Genomic DNA, 20,122 nt, shown 5'->3' on the forward strand with positions numbered 1-20,122 from the left:
GGAATTGGTCGGCTGTCAGGCCGCCATCGCGAGCAAGCTCGCTCCCACAGAAGAGCAAAGGCAGGTCGGCGTACACCCACGCTCCACACCACTCATCAGGCCGAGCGTTAGCTCGCCTGCAGCTTTTGATCTTGATCCACCCGCCCCCTCGGAAGGCTGAGTGGAGGTGTTCATCCGGGGATTGGCGCGCAGCGCCGTTCGACGCAGTCGAACTCATTGCATGTAGGTCGAAGCGAAGCCGACCGGAGGGCAATGCCCCCGGATGAATACCGCAGCGAAGGAACGCCGAGCCTTAGCGAGGGGCCGTACGTAAGGGGCGAGACCTTTTGGTTACTTTTAAGGCGCTTGTTAAAAGTGACTCGCCGTAAGGGCGAAACCATAAGCCGCCGTTACCGCAGAAACGGATATGTACTCAATCAAAAAAGCAGCCTGGTCGGCCCGAAGGCCGCCAAGGTCAAACCCTCAAACCGACTCTTTGCGAACCCGAAACCAGGCGGCATAAAGGGCAGGCAAAAACAGCAGCGTCAACGCCGTAGCCACAATCAACCCCCCCATGATCGCCACCGCCATCGGCCCGAAAAACACACTGCGCGACAACGGAATCATCGCCAACACCGCCGCCAGCGCCGTCAACACAATCGGCCGGAACCGCCGCACCGTCGCCTCGATGATCGCCTGCCAGGGCTTGAGTCCCGCCGCGATATCCTGCTCGATCTGATCCACCAGAATCACCGAGTTACGCATGATCATCCCGGACAAGGCGATGGTCCCCAGCATGGCCACAAAACCGAACGGCTGACGGAACACCAACAGAAACAGCGTCACCCCGATCAACCCCAGCGGCGCGGTCAGGAACACCATCGCCGTGCGCGAAAAACTTCGCAGCTGCAGCATCAGCAAGGTCAACACCACCACGATGAACAACGGCACGCCGGCCTTCACCGAGTTCTGTCCGCGCGCCGAGTCTTCCACCGTGCCACCGACATCCAGCAAGTAGCCATCCGGCAATTCAGCGCGGATCGGATCGAGGGTGGGCATGATCTGCTGCACCAGCGTCGCCGGTTGTTCCTTGCCGTAGATGTCGGCGCGAACGGTCACGTTGGGCAGGCGATTGCGATGCCAGATGATGCCCTCCTCGAAACCGTATTCCAGGGTCGCGATCTGCGACAGCGCGACACTGCGACCGTTATCGGTCGGGACCGCCAGGCTCGGCAGCAATGACAGCTCGGTGCGCTCATGCAAGGTGCCGCGCAACAGGATCTCGATCAACTCGTTGTCTTCACGGTACTGGCTGACGCTGGAACCGGTCAGGGAGCTTTGCAGGAACCTCGACAGGTTTGCCGTGCTCACACCCAGCGCCCGCGCACGGTCCTGATCGATGTTCAGGTACACCACCTTGCTCGGCTCTTCCCAATCCAGGTGGACGTTGACCACATGCGGGTTCTCGCGAACCTTGGCCGCGACTTTACGCGCCAGTGCCCGCACTTCCTCGATGTGCTCCCCGGTCACGCGGAACTGCACCGGATAGCCAACTGGCGGGCCGTTTTCCAGGCGCGTGACCCGAGAGCGCAGAGCCGGGAATTGCTCGTTGAGGGTTGAGATCAACCAGATGCGCAGGGTTTCCCGTTCTTCGATGGTTTTCGCCAGAACGACAAACTGGGCGAAGCTCGCCGCCGGCAGTTGCTGATCGAGCGGCAGGTAGAAACGCGGCGAACCTGTGCCGACGTAGGCCACGTAATTGTCGATCCCGGCCTTGTCCTTGAGCAGCGCTTCAAGGCGCTTGACCTCGTCGGCGGTGTTGCTCAGCGAAGCACCTTCGGCCAGTTTCAGGTCGACCATCAATTCCAGGCGACCCGATGCCGGAAAGAACTGTTGCGGCACAAAACGGAACAGCACGATGGAGCCGATGAACAACAGCACGGTCGCCAGGATCACGGTTTTGCGCCAGCGCACGCACCATTCCACCAGACGCCGGACGCGCTGATAAAACGGCGTGCCATACGGATCGGGCTGGCCGGCACCATGCTTGGCTGCGTGAATCTTCGCCAGGTCCGGCAGGAGTTTTTCCCCAAGGTACGGCACGAAGACCACCGCGGCCACCCACGACGCCAACAGCGCGATAGTGACCACCTCGAAGATCGAACGGGTGTATTCGCCAGTGCCCGACTGCGCCGTGGCAATCGGCAGGAAGCCGGCCGCGGTGATCAGCGTACCGGTGAGCATCGGGAACGCGGTACTGGTCCAGGCATAGCTCGCCGCTTTGACCCGGTCGAAGCCCTGCTCCATTTTGATCGCCATCATTTCCACGGCGATGATCGCGTCGTCCACCAGCAAACCCAGGGCCAGTACCAGCGCGCCGAGGGAGATCTTGTGCAGGCCGATACCGAGGTAATACATGCAGGCGAACGTCATCGCCAGCACCAGCGGAATCGCCAGGGCCACCACCATGCCGGTGCGCACGCCGAGGGAGAAGAAGCTCACCAGTAACACAATGGCCAGCGCCTCGACCAACACTTGCACGAACTCGCCAACACCGGTTTTCACCGCCGCCGGTTGGTCGGAGACTTTGCGCAGCTCCATGCCGGCCGGGAGGTTTTTCTGGATGCGGGCGAACTCGATTTCCAGTGCCTTGCCCAGCACCAGGATGTCACCGCCGTCCTTCATCGCCACCGCAAGGCCGATGGCGTCTTGCGCCATGAAGCGCATGCGCGGCGCCGGTGGATCGTTGAAACCACGGCGCACGTCGGCCACGTCGGAGATGCGGAAGGTGCGATCACCGACGCGGATCGGGAAATTCTTGATCTCGTCGACCGTCTGAAAATTCCCCGACACCCGTAGCTGCAATCGTTCGCTGCTGGTTTCGAAGAATCCTGCCGTGGACACCGCGTTCTGTTCTTCAAGGGCTTGCTGGACCGCCGCCAGCGGCAAGCCGAGGGTGGCGAGCTTGACGTTGGAGAGTTCGATCCAGACTTTCTCGTCCTGCAACCCCAGCAATTCGACCTTGCCCACATCCTTGACCCGTTGCAGCTGGATCTGGATGCGGTCGGCGTAATCCTTGAGCACGGCGTAGTCGAAACCCGCGCCGGTCAGGGCGTAGATATTGCCGAACGTGGTACCGAATTCATCGTTGAAGAACGGCCCCTGGATCCCCGGAGGCAAGGTATGACGGATGTCGCTGATCTTCTTGCGCACCTGATACCAGAGCTCCGGGATCTCCACCGAGTGCATGGAGTCGCGCGCAATGAAGGTCACCTGGGATTCGCCGGGACGGGAGAACGACACGATGCGTTCGTATTCGCCGGTTTCCATCAGTTTCTTTTCGATGCGTTCGGTGACCTGGCGCGAGACTTCCTCGGCGGTCGCCCCCGGCCAGTTGGTGCGAATCACCATGGCCTTGAAGGTGAACGGCGGGTCCTCACTCTGGCCGAGCTTGGTGTAGGAAAGTGCGCCGACGATGGCCAGCAACAGCATCAGGAACAGGACGATCTGGCGATTACGCAGCGCCCATTCGGAAACGTTGAAGCGCATCGGGGCTTACTCCTTGTCCGCCAGATTGACCACGCGATTGGAGCGATCCACCGGGCGCACCTGCTGCCCTTCGAGAAGCACATGGACACCGGCGGCCACCACCCAGTCGCTGGCGTTAAGCCCTTCAAGCACCGGTACGGTTTTTTCGCCAAAGGCACCGATTCGCACCGGGGTTTTCTTCAAGGTGTTGTTGGCACTGACGACCCAGACATAGGTCACGCCGTTTTCCGCCGTCAGCGCAGACAGCGGAACGGATAGCGGAACCACGTCGGCGGCCTGCACGAACACTCGGGCGCTCTGGCCCAGTTCAACAGGAACCTTGCCGGAACTGAAGGCAATGCGGGCCGCGAAGGTGCGAGATTTTGGATCAGCCGACGGCGACAGTTCACGGATACGCCCTTCGAATCGCTGATCGGGCTGGGTCCAGAGTTCCACCGACACCGGTTCACCGACCTTGAAGCGACCGAAGTTCTGCTCCGGCAGGCTGATCAAGACTTCACGCTCGCCATCGGTTGCCAGTGTGAACACCGTTTGCCCGGCAGCCACGACTTGCCCGACTTCCACCAGACGCTTGGCCACGACGCCGTCCTGTGGCGCACGCAGTACGGCATAGCTGGCCTGGTTATTGGAAACGTTGAATTCGGCTTTGATCTGCTTGAGCCGCGCTTCGCCTGAGCGGTAGAGGTTTTCGGCGTTGTCGTATTGCGAACGACTGACCAGTTGGCGCTCCATCAGGGTCTTGTAGCGATCACGCTCGGAACGCACCAGGTTCAGATTGGCTTCAGCGGCTGCGACCTGGGCCCGGGTGGCCTCCAGTTGCAGGCGCACGTCCTGGGGATCGAGCTCCGCCAAGGCTTGATCAGCCTTGACCCGCTGCCCTTCCTCGACCAGTCGTCGGCTGACTTTGCCGCCGATACGGAACGCCAGGTCCGGCTCATACCGCGCGCGAACTTCACCGGGATAGCTTTCCATGGCCTGCGCCGAAGGCTCTGGCTGGACCACCATGGCCGGGCGCACGCTGACCTGCGGCGCCTCTTCATGACCACACGCAGACAATAAAAAAGCCAGGGTGACTGGCAACGCGAGGGGCAAGGCATAGCGGAACATGGTGAAGGACCTTTCGCTAATGGTGCTTTGAATAATTATACTGAGCAGTATGTTATTAATAGCAAACTCACCAGTCCAGTAATAAAAACGAATATGCCAAACAATCTTTCAGCACCCAATGGCCCAGGCAGACCCAAGGACCTGGTCAAGCGCCAGGCAATTCTCGATGCGGCGAAAGCGCTGTTTTTGAGTAAGGGGTATGCCAATACCAGCATGGATGCCGTCGCGGCCGAGGCCGGTGTGTCGAAGCTGACGGTCTATAGCCACTTCAACGACAAGGAAACGCTGTTCTCCGCCGCGGTGATGGCCAAGTGCGAGGAGCAGTTGCCACCGCTGTTCTTTGAACTGCCGGAAGGCGTGGCCGTGGAAACCGTGCTGCTGAACATCGCGCGCGGTTTTCATCACCTGATCAACAGTGATGAATCGGTGAACCTGCACCGCTTGATGATGACCCTGGGCAGCCAGGACCCGAAACTCTCGCAGATCTTCTTCGAGGCCGGGCCGGAGCGCATGCTGCACGGCATGGAGCGCTTGCTGAGCAAGATCGATGAAAGTGGCGTGCTAAGCATCGACAAGCCGCACAACGCGGCCGAGCACTTCTTCTGCCTGCTCAAGGGTGCGGGTAATTTCCGCTTGCTGTACGGCTGCGGCGAGCCGCCGGTTGGCGAAGAGGCAGAGAGCCATGTGCGGGAAGTGGTGGGGTTGTTTATGCGGGCTTATCGGCCTGAGCAGATCTGATGGATTTGCAGTATCGGGGCTTAAGCTATCGCGAGCAGGCTCGCTCCTACACTGGCTCTATGCAACACCATAGATCCCTGTAGGAGCGAGCCTGCTCGCGATGGGAGCAACTCGGTCTTACGGCTTGAGCGCCTTCTTCGGATAGATGTCATACCGACTGGACTTGCCATCCAGCGCATGACTCGGCTTAGGCCCCTCAATGCACGGTGCTTTGCGCGGACGCTTGACCACCACCCGGTGGCTGGCCAGGGCCAACGCGGCCTCAAGCAGTGCCGGCGCATCCGGGTCATCGCCCACCAGCGGCCGGAACAGGCGCATTTCCTTCTTCACCAGCGCGGTTTTCTCACGATGCGGAAACATCGGATCGAGGTAGATCACCTGGGGCGGTTCGCCCTCCCAGTTGCGCATGACCTCAATCGAATTGCCCTTGAGCAAGCGCATGCGCGCCACGATCGGCGCCACGTCGAAATCTTCCGCGCCACGGGCCAGGCCGTCTTCCAGCAAGGCACCAATCAGCGGCTGACGCTCGATCAGGCTCATCTCGCAACCGAGGCTGGCCAGCACAAACGCGTCCTTGCCCAGCCCTGCCGTGGCGTCCAGCACCCGCGGGCGCACGCCTTGGGCGACGCCGACAGCCTTGGCAATCATCTGCCCGCTGCCACCACCATACAACCGGCGATGGGCCGCACCGCCCTCGACGAAGTCCACCCGCACCGGCCCCGGTGCATCCGGCCCCAGTTGTTGCAACTGCAAACCCTGGTCGCCCACCTGCAAGGCAAATTCGCCGTCCTCCACTTGCATTGGCAAGCCCAGGCGCTCGGCCCATTGCTCGGCTTGTGGCTCGAAAGCCGCGTCGAGGGCCTGGACATGGATGCGGCAGGCCGCAGGTTGATCAATCATCGGAAAACACGCTCAAAAAATTAATGATCGGCAAAAACTGCCGATAACAAAACTATCGAGCATTTTGCCAGAGCTGAGCGTCGACCGAGAGAAATGTCAGACATTCAACCCACATTCACAGGTTTTATCTCGCCCTACGGCGACTACAACCTGCGAAACACCCAGACACTGAGCGGCGTCAGCCACATCTGGCAGGATTTCTTTGCCCGAGCGCTGGCCGAACAGTCGGGTGAAGTGCTGCCTGAATCGCTGAATTTTCCACCGGTCGATCTCGAAAGCCCGGTTGAACCCACGGTCGGCAGCGACCTGCTGGCGCACATCGTGTCCCAGCGTGAATGCGACGTGAAGGACAACGAAATCCGCCCGCCCGAGCCGCTATTCCTGCCAATTGCCGAATTCGAAATGGACCTGGCCGACAAGCCGTTCCCACCATTCCCGGCGGACGAAATCGTCGCCCAGCAAAAACAGCAGGACTTCGAAAGCGGTTGGGTTCGCCCGATCGTATTGAACGCCGGTCAGCCGGTGCCAGAAGCTGGCCCTGCCCCGCAACCGCGTTCGCTGCACCTGCCCATCGCCGAGTTCGAACTCGACCTGCTCGACAAGCCGTTCCCGCCGTTCTCGCCGCAAGAACGGGTGGAGCAGCAGAAACAACTCGATTTCGACAATGGCTGGGCGCGCCCGATCATCTTGCAGAACCTGCGCATCGCCGCTTGACCCTCCGCCGCGCCCTCTTCCCTCAGCCTTTGAAAAACTGATTGGCCTTCTGATACGGCATCGACCGGGACGTGAAACCGAACGTGCCTGACGTCTGGATTTCTTCGGCAGCGCGGAAGAATTCGCCATAGGCCGCCAATGCCAGCGCCGAACCGACGCTGATGCGTTTAACGCCCATCTCACCCAACTGCGCGACCGTCAGCTTCAAGCCGCCCGACATCAACACATTCACCGGTTTTGGCGCCACGGCACGCACCACCGCCAGCACATCCTCGGCGCTACGCAGGCCCGGCGCGTAGAGCACATCGGCACCGGCCTCGGCGAATGCCTGCAAACGGCGGATGGTGTCGGCCAGATCGGGATTGCCGTGCAGGAAGTTTTCCGCCCGGGCAGTCAACGTAAAGTGGAACGGCAGACTGCGAGCGGCAGCCACAGCGGCTTCGATGCGCGCCACAGCGTGTTCGAAACAATAGATCGGGCCTTCTTCGCGGCCGGTGGCATCTTCGATCGAACCACCGACCGCGCCGACCTCTGCCGCGCGCAAGATACTTTTGGCGCAATCGGCCGGGTTGTCGGCAAAACCGTTTTCCAGGTCGACGGCAACCGGCAGGTCGGTGGCGGCGACAATGGCTTGAACGTTCATCAGGGTGTCGTCGAGGGTCAATCCGCCATCGGCACGGCCCTGGGAAAAGGCATAACCGGCGCTGGTGGTCGCCAGCGCCTCAAAGCCGAGGCTAGCGAGCATTTTCGCTGAACCGGCATCCCACGGATTGGGAATCACAAAAGCCCCGGGGCGGTCGTGAAGGGCTTTGAACGCCTGGGCTCGAAGGGTTTGCGCATCCATTGGGCAGGCTCCTGAAGAGGGGAAAGAATCCGCCTCAGAGCAGGCCAAGTTGCTCGGCGACGGGTTCTCTGTATAGCTCAGGCAGCGCCGGCAAGCCAGGCAAACGCAGCATCAGCCGGGCATGAAAACGCTGCGCCAGCTTCGCCGCCAGCAGGTTGTCCGCCGTGTGCAGGAAGATATACGGCGTTCGGCCTTCTTCGATCCATAGCGCGATTTTCTCGACCCATGGCTCCAGGAACGTATCGTTGGCTTCAAGCGTCGGGTGGCCGATAAAACGCACCTGCGGGAATTGCGTGAACGCCGCAGGGCGCGGCGGCACCCGGGGTTTCTTCGATTGGGCGTGGAGCACCGAGGGCTCGGTCGAGGTGCAACTGAACAGCGCACGGGGGTCGAGACAGATGCGTTCGACACCGCGATCCAGCAGCAAACGGTTGAGCATTCGCTCGCTATCGCCCTTGGCGAAAAACTCGTCATGCCGCACCTCCACAGCCAGCGGTCGCTGCAGGGCATCAATAAATCCAGCCAGCTCAGGCAAACGTTGGGGTGTGAAGCTTTTCGACAGCTGCAACCACAGTGGCGACACCCGCTCACCCAGCGGGCGGAGCAATTGCACGAAGGTTTCGGCTGCGGTCAGTTGCTCGCGCAGATCGCCTCCGTGGCTGATCTCGCCGGGAAACTTGGCGGTGAAGCGAAAGTGCTCGGGCATGGTCTCGGCCCAACGCTGCACGGTGCTGGCAGCCGGGCTCGCGTAGAAGGTCGTGTTGCCTTCCACGGCATTGAAAACCCGGGAATAGAGATCAAGAAAATCGGCGGGTCTGGCGTCCGGCGGATACAGGTAGTCGCGCCAGGCGTTTTCGCTCCAGGACGGACAACCGAGGTAATACGGCAGCAACATCAGATGTACAGGTCGAGACCCAGCACATCCGCTTCCCAATCGACGAAACCGGCGGTGCTCAGGTAGCTGGCCAGGGCTGTCGCCACGCTTTTGCTCATGGCACGGTGGTAAATCATGTCTTGCTGACGGGCGGGGAGATTGCTCAGTTTTTGCGCAGAGGCTTTGGCGGCGCGGGCAGCCAGTTGCTCTTCAGTCGGGAACTCCAGCTCGCCTTCGATATCAATGGCGTCGTCTTCCACCACACGGCCTTTGCGAGGCTTGCGCTTGATGGGGTAGGACTGAGAGGAAAGGCCGTCTATACGCATACATGCATACTCGGAATCAGTGATGGCAGTTTAGTGGCGCAAAACCCACTTCGCAAACCGCCGAGTGATAACTAGAACACATAAAAGGCAAAAGGTTTAAAAGCTGGGGTTAGAAACTGATGATTGGCTGTATCTGGAATGCTTACTGTGGCGAGGGGGCTTGCCCCCGTTGCACTGCGAAGCAGTGCCAAAACAATAGAATCCGATTCGCCTGTTACACCGCATCAGTTGATCTGCGACTGCTGCGCAGCCGAACGGGGGCAAGCCCCCTCGCCACAAAGCTCCCTTGCCACAGAATTGCGCGTATCAACGCGCTTTAGGCGTCGCCACCTTGTCACGCAGATAAACCGGCTGCGCCTCATCGGCCACGATCCCCTCGCCGCGTTCCCAGGCAAACCGCGCCAAAGTCAGCAAGTCTTGCGCATGGGGCAACATGCCCGCGTCCTGCCCGCTCAGGCTGACGTCAATACGCTCGGCATAACCCCAACCGGTGCCGGCGCCGAACCATTCGCCGCTGGCATCGACCGGCAACCCAGCGGACTCCGGCGGCAGAACCGCTTCGGCACCCACCAGGCGCATCTCCCCGGCCGTTTCGCGGTAGCAACCCCAATACACTTCATCCATGCGCGCATCGATGGCGGCGGCGACCTGAGTGGCGCCGTGTTCGCGCAGCGCACGTTGCGCCAGCACGGCCAGGTTCGACACCGGCAGCACCGGGCGCTCCAGGGCAAACGCCAGGCCTTGCACCACGCCGATGGCAATGCGCACGCCGGTGAAGGCGCCCGGGCCACGGCCGAACGCGATGGCATCGACCGCTTGCAGCGTGGTGCCCGCATCGGCCAGCAATTGCTTGATCATCGGCAACAGCTTCTGTGCGTGCAGGCGCGGGATCACCTCGTAATGGCTCGTGACCTTGCCGTCATGCAGCAAGGCAACGGAGCAAGCTTCAGTCGCGGTGTCCAGGGCCAGCAAGGTGCTCATCGATGTATCCACAAGAGAGATCAGAAAAAAGTGCGTCAGTATAAACAACTACGGCCCGCAAGCGGGCCGTGGATGATGCAGCGGATCAGACTTTTCAGCTCAGGGCTGCAAGCACCTTGGCGGTGATCGCTTCAACCGAACCGACGCCTTCGATGTGGCTGTACTTCGGCTTGCCATTGGCAGCCGACAGCTTCTGGTAGAAGTCCACCAGCGGCTTGGTCTGGGAGTGGTAGACCGACAGGCGATGACGCACGGTTTCTTCAGTGTCGTCCTTGCGCTGTACCAGCTCTTCACCGGTGACGTCGTCTATGCCAGCCACTTTCGGCGGGTTGTAGACGATGTGGTACACGCGGCCGCTGGCCTCGTGAACACGGCGACCGGCGATACGCTGGACGATTTCTTCGTCTTCAACGGCGATTTCAACCACGGCATCCAGTTCGACGCCTGCAGTCACCAGGGCTTCAGCCTGGGGAATGGTGCGCGGGAAACCGTCGAACAGGAAACCGTTGGCGCAGTCGGACTGGGCGATGCGGTCCTTGACCAGTGCGATGATCAGGTCATCGGAGACCAGGCCACCGGCATCCATGATGCTCTTGGCCTTGATGCCCAGCTCGGTGCCGGCCTTGACCGCTGCACGCAACATGTCGCCGGTGGAGATTTGCGGAATGCCGAATTTTTCGGTGATGAACTTAGCCTGAGTACCTTTACCGGCCCCGGGAGCTCCCAGCAGAATGACGCGCATCGATGTGCTCCTCAATTTTTTATATGGATAACGTCAGATTCGCCTCGTGGGGCCAATCTCAAAAATAGGGTCGTGACCGCCCAAACGGTCAAAGGCTGATCAAGATACACAGCAGGCTGCGCCCACACAAGACGCCAAAAGTCGGAGAAACCGCTGCCTCTTGCGACCATTGCGCGCAGTTTCCCAAGTCGCAACCCCATCATTAACTGTCGCCTGACAGCACTTTTGCACCCGTCAAACGGCGGCATCCGGCTCACCTGCCGGATGTCTGATCCCACGGCAAAAACCTTAGCCGGTGTTACGCAAACCGGCGGCAATCCCCGCCACAGACACCAGCAAGGCCTGTTCTACCGGGCTGCCCTGCGCCACGTCCTGCACTCTTGAACGGGCCAGCAACTCGGCCTGCAATAGATGAAGCGGGTCGAGGTAGGTGTTGCGCAAGCGGATGAACTCAAGGGTCGCTGGGCTATGTGCCAGCAGCTGCGACTGCCCGGTCAGGCCCAGAACGATGGTGCACGCCTGCGACAATAGGTCGCGTAAGTGCGCACCCAATGGCAACAGTTTCGGCTCCACCAGACGCTCATCGTAGGACTGTGCAATGTCGGCATCGGCCTTGGCCAGGACCATTTCCAGCATATCGATGCGGGTGCGGAAGAACGGCCACTGCTCGCGCATTTGCCCCAGCAGCTCACCTTCGCCACGTTCCAGTGCCTTGCTCAGGGCCGCCTCCCAACCCAGCCAGGCCGGCAGCATCAGGCGCGTCTGGGTCCAGCCGAAGATCCATGGAATCGCCCGCAGGCTTTCGATCCCCCCGGCCCGGCGCTTGGCCGGACGACTGCCCAGCGGCAAACGACCGAGTTCCTGCTCCGGCGTGGACTGGCGGAAATACTCCACGAACTGCGGGTTTTCCCGCACCACGGCGCGGTAGGCACTGACACCGTCTGCGGCCAGCTCGTCCATCAAATGGCGCCACTCGGGTGTAGGTGGCGGCGGAGGCAGCAAGGTCGCCTCCAGCACGGCGGCCAGGTACAGATTGAGGTTTTGCTCGGCGATGTCCGGCAGACCGAACTTGAATCGAATCATTTCGCCCTGTTCGGTAGTGCGGAAACGCCCCGCCACCGAACCCGGTGGCTGCGACAGGATCGCCGCGTGGGCCGGGCCACCGCCTCGCCCCACGGTGCCACCACGACCATGGAACAACAGCAGTTCGACGTCGTGCGAACGGCAGATATCCACCAGCCGCTCCTGCGCCCGGTACTGCGCCCAGGCCGCCGCGGTGGTGCCGGCGTCCTTGGCCGAATCCGAGTAGCCGATCATCACTTCCTGCGGCCCTTGCAGGCGCGCGCGATAGCCCGGCAACAGCAGCAGCTTCTCGATCACCGGCCCCGCGTTGTCGAGGTCGGCCAGGGTTTCGAACAGCGGTACCACGCGCATCGGCCGCAACACGCCGGACTCTTTGAGCAGCAATTGCACGGCGAGTACATCGGAAGCCGCACCGGCCATGGAAATCACATAGGAACCGAGGGATGCCGACGGCGCAGCGGCGATTTCCCGGCAGGTCGCCAGCACCTCGGCGGTGTCGGCGGAAGGTTTGAAGTACGTCGGCAACAAGGGCCGACGATTGCTCAATTCGCGCATCAGGAAGGCGATGCGCTCTTCCTCGCTCCAGTCCTCGTAGCGACCCAGGCCGAGGTAGTCGGTGATTTCGGTCATCGCGGCGGTGTGCCGCGACGAGTCCTGGCGTACATCCAGACGAACCAGGAACAGACCGAATGTCACTGCCCGGCGCAGGCAATCGAGCAACGGCCCGTCGGCGATCACGCCCATGCCGCACTCGTGCAAGGAGCGGTAGCAAAGCTCCAGTGGATCGAGCAGTTCGCGGTTGTCTTGCAGTACATCGATCGGTGCCGGTGTTGGTGTCGACAACGCAGCGTGTGCCCAGTTACGCGTTGCCCGCAAGCGATCGCGCAGCTGCTTGAGCACTGCCCGGTACGGTTCGGCGCTGTCTCCCGCCTTGGCCTTCAATTCATCGCTGGCCTGCTGCATCGACAGCTCGGCGGCTAGGCGATCGACATCGCGCAGGTACAAATCGGCCGCCATCCAGCGCGCCAACAGTAAAACTTCTCGGGTCACCACCGCCGTCACGTTCGGGTTGCCGTCGCGGTCGCCGCCCATCCACGAGGCAAAGCGAATCGGTGCAGCCTCCAGTGGCAGGCGCAGGCCGGTGGCAGCGTGCAGGGCCTGATCGGCCTTGCGCAGATAATTGGGAATGGCCTGCCACAGCGAATGCTCGATCACCGCGAACCCCCACTTGGCTTCGTCCACCGGCGTAGGGCGCGTGCGGCGGATTTCCTCGGTATGCCAGGCTTCGGCGATCAGGCGTTGCAAGGTGGTCTTGATCTGCTCGCGCTCGGTACTGGTCAGGTCACGGTGATCCTGAGCCGCCAGTTGCGCGGCGATGGCGTCGTACTTCTGGATCAGCGTGCGGCGTGCAACTTCGGTGGGATGCGCCGTGAGTACCAGCTCGATCTCCAGCCGACCCAATTGCCGGGCCAGCGCGTCGGCGCCATGCCCCTCGGCGCGCAGGCGCGCGAGCAACTCCGGCAGCACCCGGGCTTCGAACGGCGCCTCCCGGGATTCCTCGCGACGGTGAATCAACTGATATTGCTCGGCGATGTTGGCCAGGTTGAGGAACTGGTTGAACGCCCGCGCCACCGGCAGCAACTCGTCTTCGCTCAGCTGGTTGAGGCTGGCGCTGAGTTCGGCGTCCATGGAGCCGCGTCGGTCAGCCTTGGCGCCCTTGCGGATCTGCTCGATCTTGTCGAGAAAACCGTCGCCATATTGCTCACGAATGGTGTTGCCCAACAGCTCACCCAACAGGTGAACGTCCTCGCGCAAGCGTGCATCAATATCGGTCATCAGCAGGTCTCCAGCAAAAAATCCGGGCGGCTAAGAAACAAGAGAGTGCCGCCCCAGACAGGTTCTTACAAGCAAGACGACGAAGGGCCTGTAAACCCTGCCTGTTGAGGCTAGTCTGAACGGTAAGCCGTACAACGGTTGTCACCGGCCAGTGCCGGACACTCACTCTGCCTGCCACGAGCGGGAGCGCAATGAGGTCAATATGAAAATCCGCGAGCTTGCCCACCACTGGGAAGAAAACGCCAAGGGTCGCCTGACCGACACCGGCTACTCGATTCATCTGGACGTGGAGTCTGCCGCACGGCTGGCTGCGCTCGTCGAGATGTACCCCAAGCGGCATCCCGAAGAACTGCTCGGCGATCTGATCGGCGCCGCACTGGAAGAACTGGAAAGAAGCTTCCCGTACGTCAAAGGCACGACCGTGGTCGCCACCGATGAAGAAGGCGATCCGCTGTACGAAGACATCGGGCCGACCCCGCGCTTTCTGGCGCTGTCCCGTCGGCATTTGCACGATTTGTCGGTGCCGGACGACAAACAGAAACACTGATTTCCACAGAACCTGTGGGAGCGGGCTTGCTCCGGGCGGCGTTCCGACGAAAGCGGTGTATCAGTCAACATTATTGTTGAATGTTAAACCTCATTCGCGAGCAAGCCCGCTCCCACATTGGATCGTTGTTGTTAGTTAGAACCGGGTTACTGCTCCAGCTTCTGCGGCGTCTCCTGCCCCATGCAGCGCACGGCTTTTTTCTTGCTGTCGACCAACACGCCGGTCAGACCTTTTTGTTCCATGTCGAACAGCACCAGCACGCCATCGATGCACTGCGCCACTTGGGCGGCCGGTTCCAGCGAGACTTTGTAGTCTTCACCCGGCACGGTCTTGAGCATGGTGAATTCGTTGAGCAGCAACGCATCCTCAGGCTTGGCGAAGTGCAGGTAGCCGTACCACCACAGGGCACCGACGGTGCCGAGGATGCTGCAGATACCGGTGATGATCAGCGGGATGGCGTTACGTTCTTCACTCATTGCGGACTCTCTGGTGGTTCATCTTCTGAATTCGGGGGTGCCGGGTAGTTGGGGATTTCACCCAGGCGGCGCAGGCCGTTGAAATGCTGCGGATCATCGAGATAACGCAGCATGACCTTGCGCCAGACCGGGTCGGCGAACGTCTGCACATGACCGCCACGGGTCAGTTGCAGCACCCGTGGCGGCGGCGCAGCTTGATACAGTCGGATGCCGTTGGAAAGAGGCACGATCGGATCGTCGATGCTGTGGTAGAGCAGTTTCGGCACATCTTTAAGCTGCGCCATGGAGTTGATCGCGCTGTCGCCGTCCGGCACCAGCCACGACAACGGCACCTGGAACGGCCAGGTCATCCACGAATTGCTCAGGGCAAACTGACCGATGCTTCGGTAACTGGCGGGCACACCGTCGAGGACAATAGCCTTCAGTTGTTTCTGCCGTTCCGGGTGCTGAACCAGATAATGCACGGCCATCGAGCCACCGAGGCTCTGGCCGAGCAGGATCAGCGGCTTGCCTTTGACCTCCGGCGCCTGGTCGAGCCATTTGTAGGCCGCGTCGATGTCCTGATAGATCGCCGGCAGGCTTGGCTCGCCTTCGGACAGGCCATAACCGCGATAGTCCACAAGCAACACCTGGTAACCATTTTTCGGCAACCAAAAGCTCCCGCCGAGGTGCATGGGCAGATTTCCGCCGTTGCCGTGCAGGTGCAACACCGTGCCTTTGACCTCGACACCCTGCTTCGCCGGCAGCCACCAGGCATTCAGCTTGAGGCCATCGGCGGTGATCAGGGTGACGGTGCGGTATTCGAGCCCGGCCTTTTCCGGGGTGAACAACTGGCCGGGTTCGGGGTAGAACAACAGTGAGCTGCAACCGCTCAAGACCAGGAGAAGGCAGAAGATGCCGAGGATTCTCATCCGTTGAAACCTCGCGAAAAATGGCATTGGAATGCGTCTCCCTGTAGGAGCTGGCTTGCCAGGCCCTACAGGGAATATCACCAGGATTACAGGATGTTGGAGTAATCCGCCTCGATCCGGTCCAGGCTCAGGTGGTTGAGGAAGTTGGAGAAGCACATCCACGCCGACAACGCGTTCATGTCGCGGAACTGTTCCGGCAGGTACTTGGGCGGCACTACCAGGCCTTCGTCCACCAACTGGCGCAAGGTACGCATGTCTTCCAGGGTGGTCTTGCCGCAGAACAACAGCGGTATCTGCTCCAGCTTGCCTTTGCGCACAGCCAGCTGAATGTAGTTGTAAATCATGATGAAGCCCTTGAGGTAGGACAAGTCTTTGGTAAATGGCAGACCTGTCGGCACCGAGCCGCGGAAAACGCGACTGGCGTTGCTGTAGCTCTCGGGCATTTCGAAGCCTTGCTCACGGAAGAACTCGAACACCTGCAGGAAGTCGGCGCCCTCCTCCACCATGTGAATGGCGCGGGTGCGGTTGGTGAGTTTGCGCAGGCGGCTCGGGTACGAGGCGAAGGTGATGATTTCCATCAGGATCGCCAGGCCTTCCTGGGTCACCGTCGACGAGGGCGGGCCCTTGGCGAGGAAGGTGCAGATCGGCTGGTTCAGGCCGTTGAGCGTGGTGCCGACATGCACCAGCCCTTCATGAACTTCCAGTGCCCGCACGTCGCGGTCGTTGAACATCGCGTCGGCGCGGATCTTGATGTAGTCGGCACCCGCCGCCGCATCGGCGACGATGCCGTCGGACTCGAACACCCGGATGGTTTCCTCGGCCTCGCCGAACACCTTGTTCAAGCGGTGTTGCAGCAGATTGACGGCATCTTTGGCGGTCAATGTCTTCGGCTCATCCTTGAGGTCGCCACGGCCGTCGATGTTGTTCAGGTATTCGGACAACATCATGCCCAGGTCGGACAGCGTCGGGTCACCGGCGTGGAACGCGTCGGACGCGGCGCCATACAACTCCTGGGAAATCAGGCCGAAATCCTCGGTGCCGCGCGCTTCGAGCATGCGCACCACCATGCGGTATTCCTTGCACATGCGGCGCATGATCTGGCCGACCGGGTTGAACTGGCCGAGCTGACGGGTGATGTCGCGCTCGATGTTCTGAAACTCCAGCTTCACTTTGCTGGAGTCGAACGCCAGCGGCCGGTTGAGATAGTAGTCGCGATCCACCGCCGGCATTTCCTTGCCCTTGGCCTTGAGGAAACCCTTACGAATGTTGTCGTCCCACTTGACCGCATCGAGGACACGGATCGGTGTCTGCGCCAGCACGATGCGATCGGACAAAATGCGTATCGACTGTTGGTAATCGTCCACCCGAAACTCCTGTAGAAACCTGTTGGTGCTGCTTATTTGGCTTTGGCCTGACGCTGGTAGCGTACGGCTTCGACGAACACATCGGAATTGGCCGGGTCGTCGAGATAGGCGGTGACTTGATCCATGTGGTTGTCAATCAATACGCCATCGCCGTCGTGAGTCTGGAAGCTTTCGCCGCTCAGGGCTTTTTGCTTGATGGCCTGGTTGATCTGGTCGAGGTCGAGGTTGTAGACCACCAACTCATGTTTGTCGGTCAGCTCAAAACCGGCCAGGGTGAAGTGCCCGCCGAACTGCGCCGGCACCTTCGCCGACAGGTACCAGCGGTTGCCATGGCGCGTCACTGTAAAGGGATAGGCCTCCCGCTCCTTGGGCCTGGCCCGGTAATAGCTGACGGCCTGATAGCGGTTGTCGCCGATACGGGTCAGCTCGAGGTTGAGCGGCTCGCCCCAGGCATTGGTGCTGGTCCATTTGCCGAGCAATCCCTTGGGCGCGGGTTCGCTTGCAGGCAGCGGTTCCTTGAAGGCCACCAGACAGCCACTGAGCAGCAGGAACGACAAGGCGATCACAACGACACGCCAGGCTTTCATTCAAAACTCCCTATGAACATACCGCTGACCTGTAGGAGCGAGCCTGCTCGCGATGAGGGTGTGCCAGACAACCTCTATGTTGAATGTTAAGCCGCCTTCGCGAGCAGGCTCGCTCCTACAGGGATAACTCCGCCCGGAATCACACCGACGCCAGCACCAGGTGCATGTAGCGCGTCAGGATGCCGAGCATTTCCTCTTCGGCGGCGGGCTCGTCTACATTGAGCAGGCCCTGATATTCCATCCGGCCGATTATCGCCGTCAACACCTTGGCATCCTGATGCGGCTCGCGCGAGCCCAACACCTGGAACAGCTGGCAAGAGCCCTGCAACAGGATTTGCTGATGCGAGCGCACCAGTTCGGCCAGGCGCGGGTTGAGCAATGCCTCCTGACGGAACGCCTGCTCGGCCATCAAGTGTTCGCGGCGATTGACCAGTTGCCGGTGAACGTAATCGGTCATCAGCCGTGCAATGTCGTCCGCCAGTTTCGAGCGCGCCTGCGGGCTGCCGTCGCCACTGTCGATCATCTCGCGCAGCAGGCCCTCGTTGTTTACCCACAGTTTGCCCATGTACGCCGCACTGCGTTCCACGTATTGGGCGAAGGTATCGGTGAGCAGGTCATCGATATCCTTGAAATAGTAAGTGGTCGCCGACAACGGCACTTGTGCCTCGGCGGCCACCGCACGGTGCCGTACGGCCCGTACGCCGTCACGCACGACAATGCGCATGGCGGCATCCAGGATTTCCTGTCGTCGCTGTTCGCTGCCCTGTCGGCTGGCCTTGCGGCCCTGGTACTGAACACTTTCAGCGACCGCAGTGGCGATACCCGCTGCACCTTCTTGAGCCATTGCACGAATCACGACAGGTATTTCCTCTCAGATGAAAGTAACAAGTTGATACGTTTGTACCAGACAGGCAATAAAAAGCCGCCTCAAAGGCGGCTTTTTAATTGAAACACTTACGCTTGCGGCCGCATGTGCGGGAACAGGATCACGTCGCGGATCGACGGGGAGTTGGTCAGCAGCATCACCAGACGGTCGATACCGATGCCTTCACCCGCCGTTGGCGGCATGCCGTACTCCAGCGCACGAACGAAGTCAGCGTCGTAGTGCATGGCTTCGTCGTCGCCGGCGTCCTTGTCGGCCACCTGGGCCATGAAGCGCTCGGCCTGGTCTTCCGCGTCGTTCAACTCGGAGTAGGCGTTGGCGATTTCGCGACCACCGATGAACAGCTCGAAACGGTCGGTGACGTTCGGGTTGTCGTCGTTACGACGGGCCAGCGGCGACACTTCGAACGGGTACTGGGTAATGAAGTGCGGCTGTTCCAGCTTGTGCTCGACCAGCTCTTCGAAAATCATCACCTGCAGCTTGCCCAGGCCTTCGAAGCCCAGCACCTTGGCGCCGGCCTTCTTCGCGATGGCACGAGCCTTGTCGATGTCGTTCAGGTCGTCAGCGGTCAGCTCGGGGTTGTACTTGAGGATCGAGTCGAACACCGACAGACGCACGAACGGCTCGCCGAAGTGGAACACCTTGTCGCCGTACGGCACGTCGGTGCTGCCCAGAACCAGCTGCGCCAGTTCGCGGAACAGTTCTTCGGTCAGGTCCATGTTGTCTTCGTAGTCGGCGTAGGCCTGGTAGAACTCCAACATGGTGAATTCAGGGTTGTGACGAGTCGAAACGCCTTCGTTACGGAAGTTGCGGTTGATCTCGAACACTTTCTCGAAGCCGCCAACAACAAGGCGCTTGAGGTACAGCTCCGGCGCGATACGCAGGAACATGCCCATGTCCAGCGCATTGTGATGGGTTTCGAACGGCTTGGCTGCCGCGCCGCCAGGAATGGTCTGCAGCATCGGCGTTTCCACTTCCAGGAAGTCACGCTTCATCAGGAAGCTGCGGATGTGCGCGATGACTTGCGAACGCACGCGGAACGTCTGGCGCACGTCTTCGTTGACGATCAGGTCAACGTAGCGCTGGCGGTAGCGCTGTTCGGTGTCGGTCAGGCCGTGGTGCTTGTCCGGCAGCGGGCGCAGGGATTTGGTCAGCAGGCGCACGTTGGTCATTTCAACGTACAGGTCACCCTTGCCGGAACGGGCCAGGGTGCCTTCGGCGGCAATGATGTCGCCCATGTCCCAGGTTTTCACCGCGGCCAGGGTTTCTTCGGACAGGGTCTTGCGGTTGACGTAGACCTGGATGCGACCGGTCATGTCCTGGATCACCATGAACGAGCCACGGTTGAGCATGATACGACCGGCAACCTTGACCGGGATCGCAGCCTCTGCCAGCTCTTCCTTGGTCTTGTCCGCGTACTGTTTCTGCAGTTGTTCGCAGTAGTTTTCGCGGCGGAAGTCGTTCGGGAAGGCATTGCCCTTGGCGCGCTCGGCAGCAAGCTTTTCCTTGCGCAGGGCGATCAGGGAGTTTTCTTCCTGTTGCAGGGCTTGCGGGTCGAGTTCTAGGTCGCTCATGTCTTTAAAAATTCCATCAGGTTCGTTGTCCCCAGCCTGCGGCTGGGGATCGCGGGCAAGCCCGCTCCTACAAGGATCGCGCTGAGTCAGCCGATCCTGTATTGCAT

18 protein-coding genes are annotated in these 20,122 nt (G+C 60.8%); 3 read left to right on the forward strand and 15 right to left on the reverse strand.

Annotated elements, in window-relative coordinates; translation table 11 throughout:
• Positions 1–462: 462 nt before the first annotated feature.
• On the reverse strand, positions 463–3,528 hold the full coding sequence (locus KGA96_RS05310) for an efflux RND transporter permease subunit (protein ID WP_223511918.1): 3,066 nt from the start codon (positions 3,526–3,528) through the stop codon (positions 463–465).
• Positions 3,529–3,534: 6 nt separating this feature from the next.
• Positions 3,535–4,635 carry an efflux RND transporter periplasmic adaptor subunit gene (locus KGA96_RS05315; protein WP_046041093.1) on the reverse strand — a complete coding sequence of 367 codons (1,101 nt, stop codon included), beginning with the start codon at positions 4,633–4,635 and terminating at the stop codon, positions 3,535–3,537.
• A 93-nt stretch (positions 4,636–4,728) separates the two neighbouring features.
• Between KGA96_RS05315 and KGA96_RS05320 the strand changes: the two genes are divergently transcribed.
• Positions 4,729–5,373, forward strand: coding sequence for a TetR/AcrR family transcriptional regulator (locus KGA96_RS05320; protein WP_046041091.1), 645 nt, complete (start codon positions 4,729–4,731; stop codon positions 5,371–5,373).
• 117 nt (positions 5,374–5,490) lie between these two features.
• Here KGA96_RS05320 and KGA96_RS05325 read toward each other — a convergent pair whose 3' ends face one another.
• The gene (locus tag KGA96_RS05325; RefSeq protein ID WP_046041089.1) at positions 5,491–6,273 is read right to left on the reverse strand and encodes a class I SAM-dependent methyltransferase; all 783 of its coding nucleotides are present in this window, start codon (positions 6,271–6,273) and stop codon (positions 5,491–5,493) included.
• 93 nt (positions 6,274–6,366) lie between these two features.
• Here KGA96_RS05325 and KGA96_RS05330 point away from each other — a divergent pair, with 93 nt between their 5' ends.
• A complete protein-coding gene (locus KGA96_RS05330; RefSeq protein WP_046041087.1) occupies positions 6,367–6,987 on the forward strand; it encodes a hypothetical protein in 621 nt (206 codons plus the stop codon).
• A gap of 22 nt (positions 6,988–7,009) precedes the next feature.
• On the opposite strand, the gene KGA96_RS05335 is transcribed toward KGA96_RS05330, so the two are convergent.
• The 6 genes from KGA96_RS05335 to ppc form a co-directional block, all read right to left on the reverse strand.
• Complete coding sequence (locus tag KGA96_RS05335) at positions 7,010–7,831, reverse strand: isocitrate lyase/phosphoenolpyruvate mutase family protein (protein ID WP_046041086.1); 822 nt, start codon at positions 7,829–7,831, stop codon at positions 7,010–7,012.
• 34 nt (positions 7,832–7,865) lie between these two features.
• Positions 7,866–8,726, reverse strand: coding sequence for a DUF72 domain-containing protein (locus tag KGA96_RS05340; RefSeq protein WP_046041084.1), 861 nt, complete (start codon positions 8,724–8,726; stop codon positions 7,866–7,868).
• On the reverse strand, positions 8,726–9,031 hold the full coding sequence (locus KGA96_RS05345) for a hypothetical protein (protein ID WP_046041083.1): 306 nt from the start codon (positions 9,029–9,031) through the stop codon (positions 8,726–8,728). The genes KGA96_RS05340 and KGA96_RS05345 overlap by 1 nt, the downstream gene beginning before the upstream one ends.
• Before the next feature lie 306 nt (positions 9,032–9,337).
• Complete coding sequence (gene tsaB / locus KGA96_RS05350) at positions 9,338–10,012, reverse strand: tRNA (adenosine(37)-N6)-threonylcarbamoyltransferase complex dimerization subunit type 1 TsaB (RefSeq protein ID WP_223466574.1); 675 nt, start codon at positions 10,010–10,012, stop codon at positions 9,338–9,340.
• Between the two features lie 94 nt (positions 10,013–10,106).
• Positions 10,107–10,754, reverse strand: coding sequence for an adenylate kinase (adk, locus tag KGA96_RS05355; protein ID WP_046041080.1), 648 nt, complete (start codon positions 10,752–10,754; stop codon positions 10,107–10,109).
• Positions 10,755–11,042: 288 nt separating this feature from the next.
• Positions 11,043–13,673 carry a phosphoenolpyruvate carboxylase gene (gene ppc, locus KGA96_RS05360; protein ID WP_046041079.1) on the reverse strand — a complete coding sequence of 877 codons (2,631 nt, stop codon included), beginning with the start codon at positions 13,671–13,673 and terminating at the stop codon, positions 11,043–11,045.
• 202 nt (positions 13,674–13,875) lie between these two features.
• Here ppc and KGA96_RS05365 point away from each other — a divergent pair, with 202 nt between their 5' ends.
• Positions 13,876–14,220 carry a hypothetical protein gene (locus tag KGA96_RS05365; protein WP_008051389.1) on the forward strand — a complete coding sequence of 115 codons (345 nt, stop codon included), beginning with the start codon at positions 13,876–13,878 and terminating at the stop codon, positions 14,218–14,220.
• A 146-nt stretch (positions 14,221–14,366) separates the two neighbouring features.
• Here KGA96_RS05365 and KGA96_RS05370 read toward each other — a convergent pair whose 3' ends face one another.
• The 6 genes from KGA96_RS05370 to lysS form a co-directional block, all read right to left on the reverse strand.
• Positions 14,367–14,696 (reverse strand): hypothetical protein, encoded by a 330-nt coding sequence (locus KGA96_RS05370; RefSeq protein WP_046041078.1) that lies wholly within the window; start codon positions 14,694–14,696, stop codon positions 14,367–14,369.
• Entirely contained in the window at positions 14,693–15,607 is a 915-nt protein-coding gene (locus KGA96_RS05375; RefSeq protein WP_046041077.1) for an alpha/beta hydrolase, read from the reverse strand. Before KGA96_RS05375 ends, KGA96_RS05370 begins: the two co-directional genes overlap by 4 nt.
• An 86-nt stretch (positions 15,608–15,693) precedes the next feature.
• Positions 15,694–16,971, reverse strand: a complete 1,278-nt coding sequence (locus tag KGA96_RS05380) for a flavohemoglobin expression-modulating QEGLA motif protein (protein ID WP_223466581.1) — start codon at positions 16,969–16,971, stop codon at positions 15,694–15,696.
• A 32-nt stretch (positions 16,972–17,003) separates the two neighbouring features.
• Positions 17,004–17,558, reverse strand: a complete 555-nt coding sequence (locus KGA96_RS05385) for a hypothetical protein (protein ID WP_046041075.1) — start codon at positions 17,556–17,558, stop codon at positions 17,004–17,006.
• A gap of 139 nt (positions 17,559–17,697) precedes the next feature.
• Positions 17,698–18,414 (reverse strand): TetR/AcrR family transcriptional regulator, encoded by a 717-nt coding sequence (locus KGA96_RS05390; protein WP_046041074.1) that lies wholly within the window; start codon positions 18,412–18,414, stop codon positions 17,698–17,700.
• A gap of 98 nt (positions 18,415–18,512) precedes the next feature.
• Positions 18,513–20,015, reverse strand: coding sequence for a lysine--tRNA ligase (gene lysS / locus KGA96_RS05395; protein ID WP_008051377.1), 1,503 nt, complete (start codon positions 20,013–20,015; stop codon positions 18,513–18,515).
• Between the last annotated feature and the right edge of the window lie 107 nt (positions 20,016–20,122).

The sequence above is a fragment of the Pseudomonas sp. GL-R-26 genome, assembly GCF_019947365.1.
GTDB lineage: Bacteria > Pseudomonadota > Gammaproteobacteria > Pseudomonadales > Pseudomonadaceae > Aquipseudomonas.

Bases quoted from the DNA above. Each gene is read 5' to 3' on its own strand.
- KGA96_RS05310 (WP_223511918.1), bottom strand. From the start codon at position 3,528: ATGCGCTTCAACGTTTCCGAATGGGCGCTGCGTAATCGCCAGATCGTC.
- KGA96_RS05315 (WP_046041093.1), bottom strand. From the start codon at position 4,635: ATGTTCCGCTATGCCTTGCCCCTCGCGTTGCCAGTCACCCTGGCTTTT.
- KGA96_RS05320 (WP_046041091.1), top strand. From the start codon at position 4,729: ATGCCAAACAATCTTTCAGCACCCAATGGCCCAGGCAGACCCAAGGAC.
- KGA96_RS05325 (WP_046041089.1), bottom strand. From the start codon at position 6,273: ATGATTGATCAACCTGCGGCCTGCCGCATCCATGTCCAGGCCCTCGAC.
- KGA96_RS05330 (WP_046041087.1), top strand. From the start codon at position 6,367: ATGTCAGACATTCAACCCACATTCACAGGTTTTATCTCGCCCTACGGC.
- KGA96_RS05335 (WP_046041086.1), bottom strand. From the start codon at position 7,831: ATGGATGCGCAAACCCTTCGAGCCCAGGCGTTCAAAGCCCTTCACGAC.
- KGA96_RS05340 (WP_046041084.1), bottom strand. From the start codon at position 8,726: ATGTTGCTGCCGTATTACCTCGGTTGTCCGTCCTGGAGCGAAAACGCC.
- KGA96_RS05345 (WP_046041083.1), bottom strand. From the start codon at position 9,031: ATGCGTATAGACGGCCTTTCCTCTCAGTCCTACCCCATCAAGCGCAAG.
- tsaB (WP_223466574.1), bottom strand. From the start codon at position 10,012: ATGAGCACCTTGCTGGCCCTGGACACCGCGACTGAAGCTTGCTCCGTT.
- adk (WP_046041080.1), bottom strand. From the start codon at position 10,754: ATGCGCGTCATTCTGCTGGGAGCTCCCGGGGCCGGTAAAGGTACTCAG.
- ppc (WP_046041079.1), bottom strand. From the start codon at position 13,673: ATGACCGATATTGATGCACGCTTGCGCGAGGACGTTCACCTGTTGGGT.
- KGA96_RS05365 (WP_008051389.1), top strand. From the start codon at position 13,876: ATGAAAATCCGCGAGCTTGCCCACCACTGGGAAGAAAACGCCAAGGGT.
- KGA96_RS05370 (WP_046041078.1), bottom strand. From the start codon at position 14,696: ATGAGTGAAGAACGTAACGCCATCCCGCTGATCATCACCGGTATCTGC.
- KGA96_RS05375 (WP_046041077.1), bottom strand. From the start codon at position 15,607: ATGAGAATCCTCGGCATCTTCTGCCTTCTCCTGGTCTTGAGCGGTTGC.
- KGA96_RS05385 (WP_046041075.1), bottom strand. From the start codon at position 17,558: ATGAAAGCCTGGCGTGTCGTTGTGATCGCCTTGTCGTTCCTGCTGCTC.
- lysS (WP_008051377.1), bottom strand. From the start codon at position 20,015: ATGAGCGACCTAGAACTCGACCCGCAAGCCCTGCAACAGGAAGAAAAC.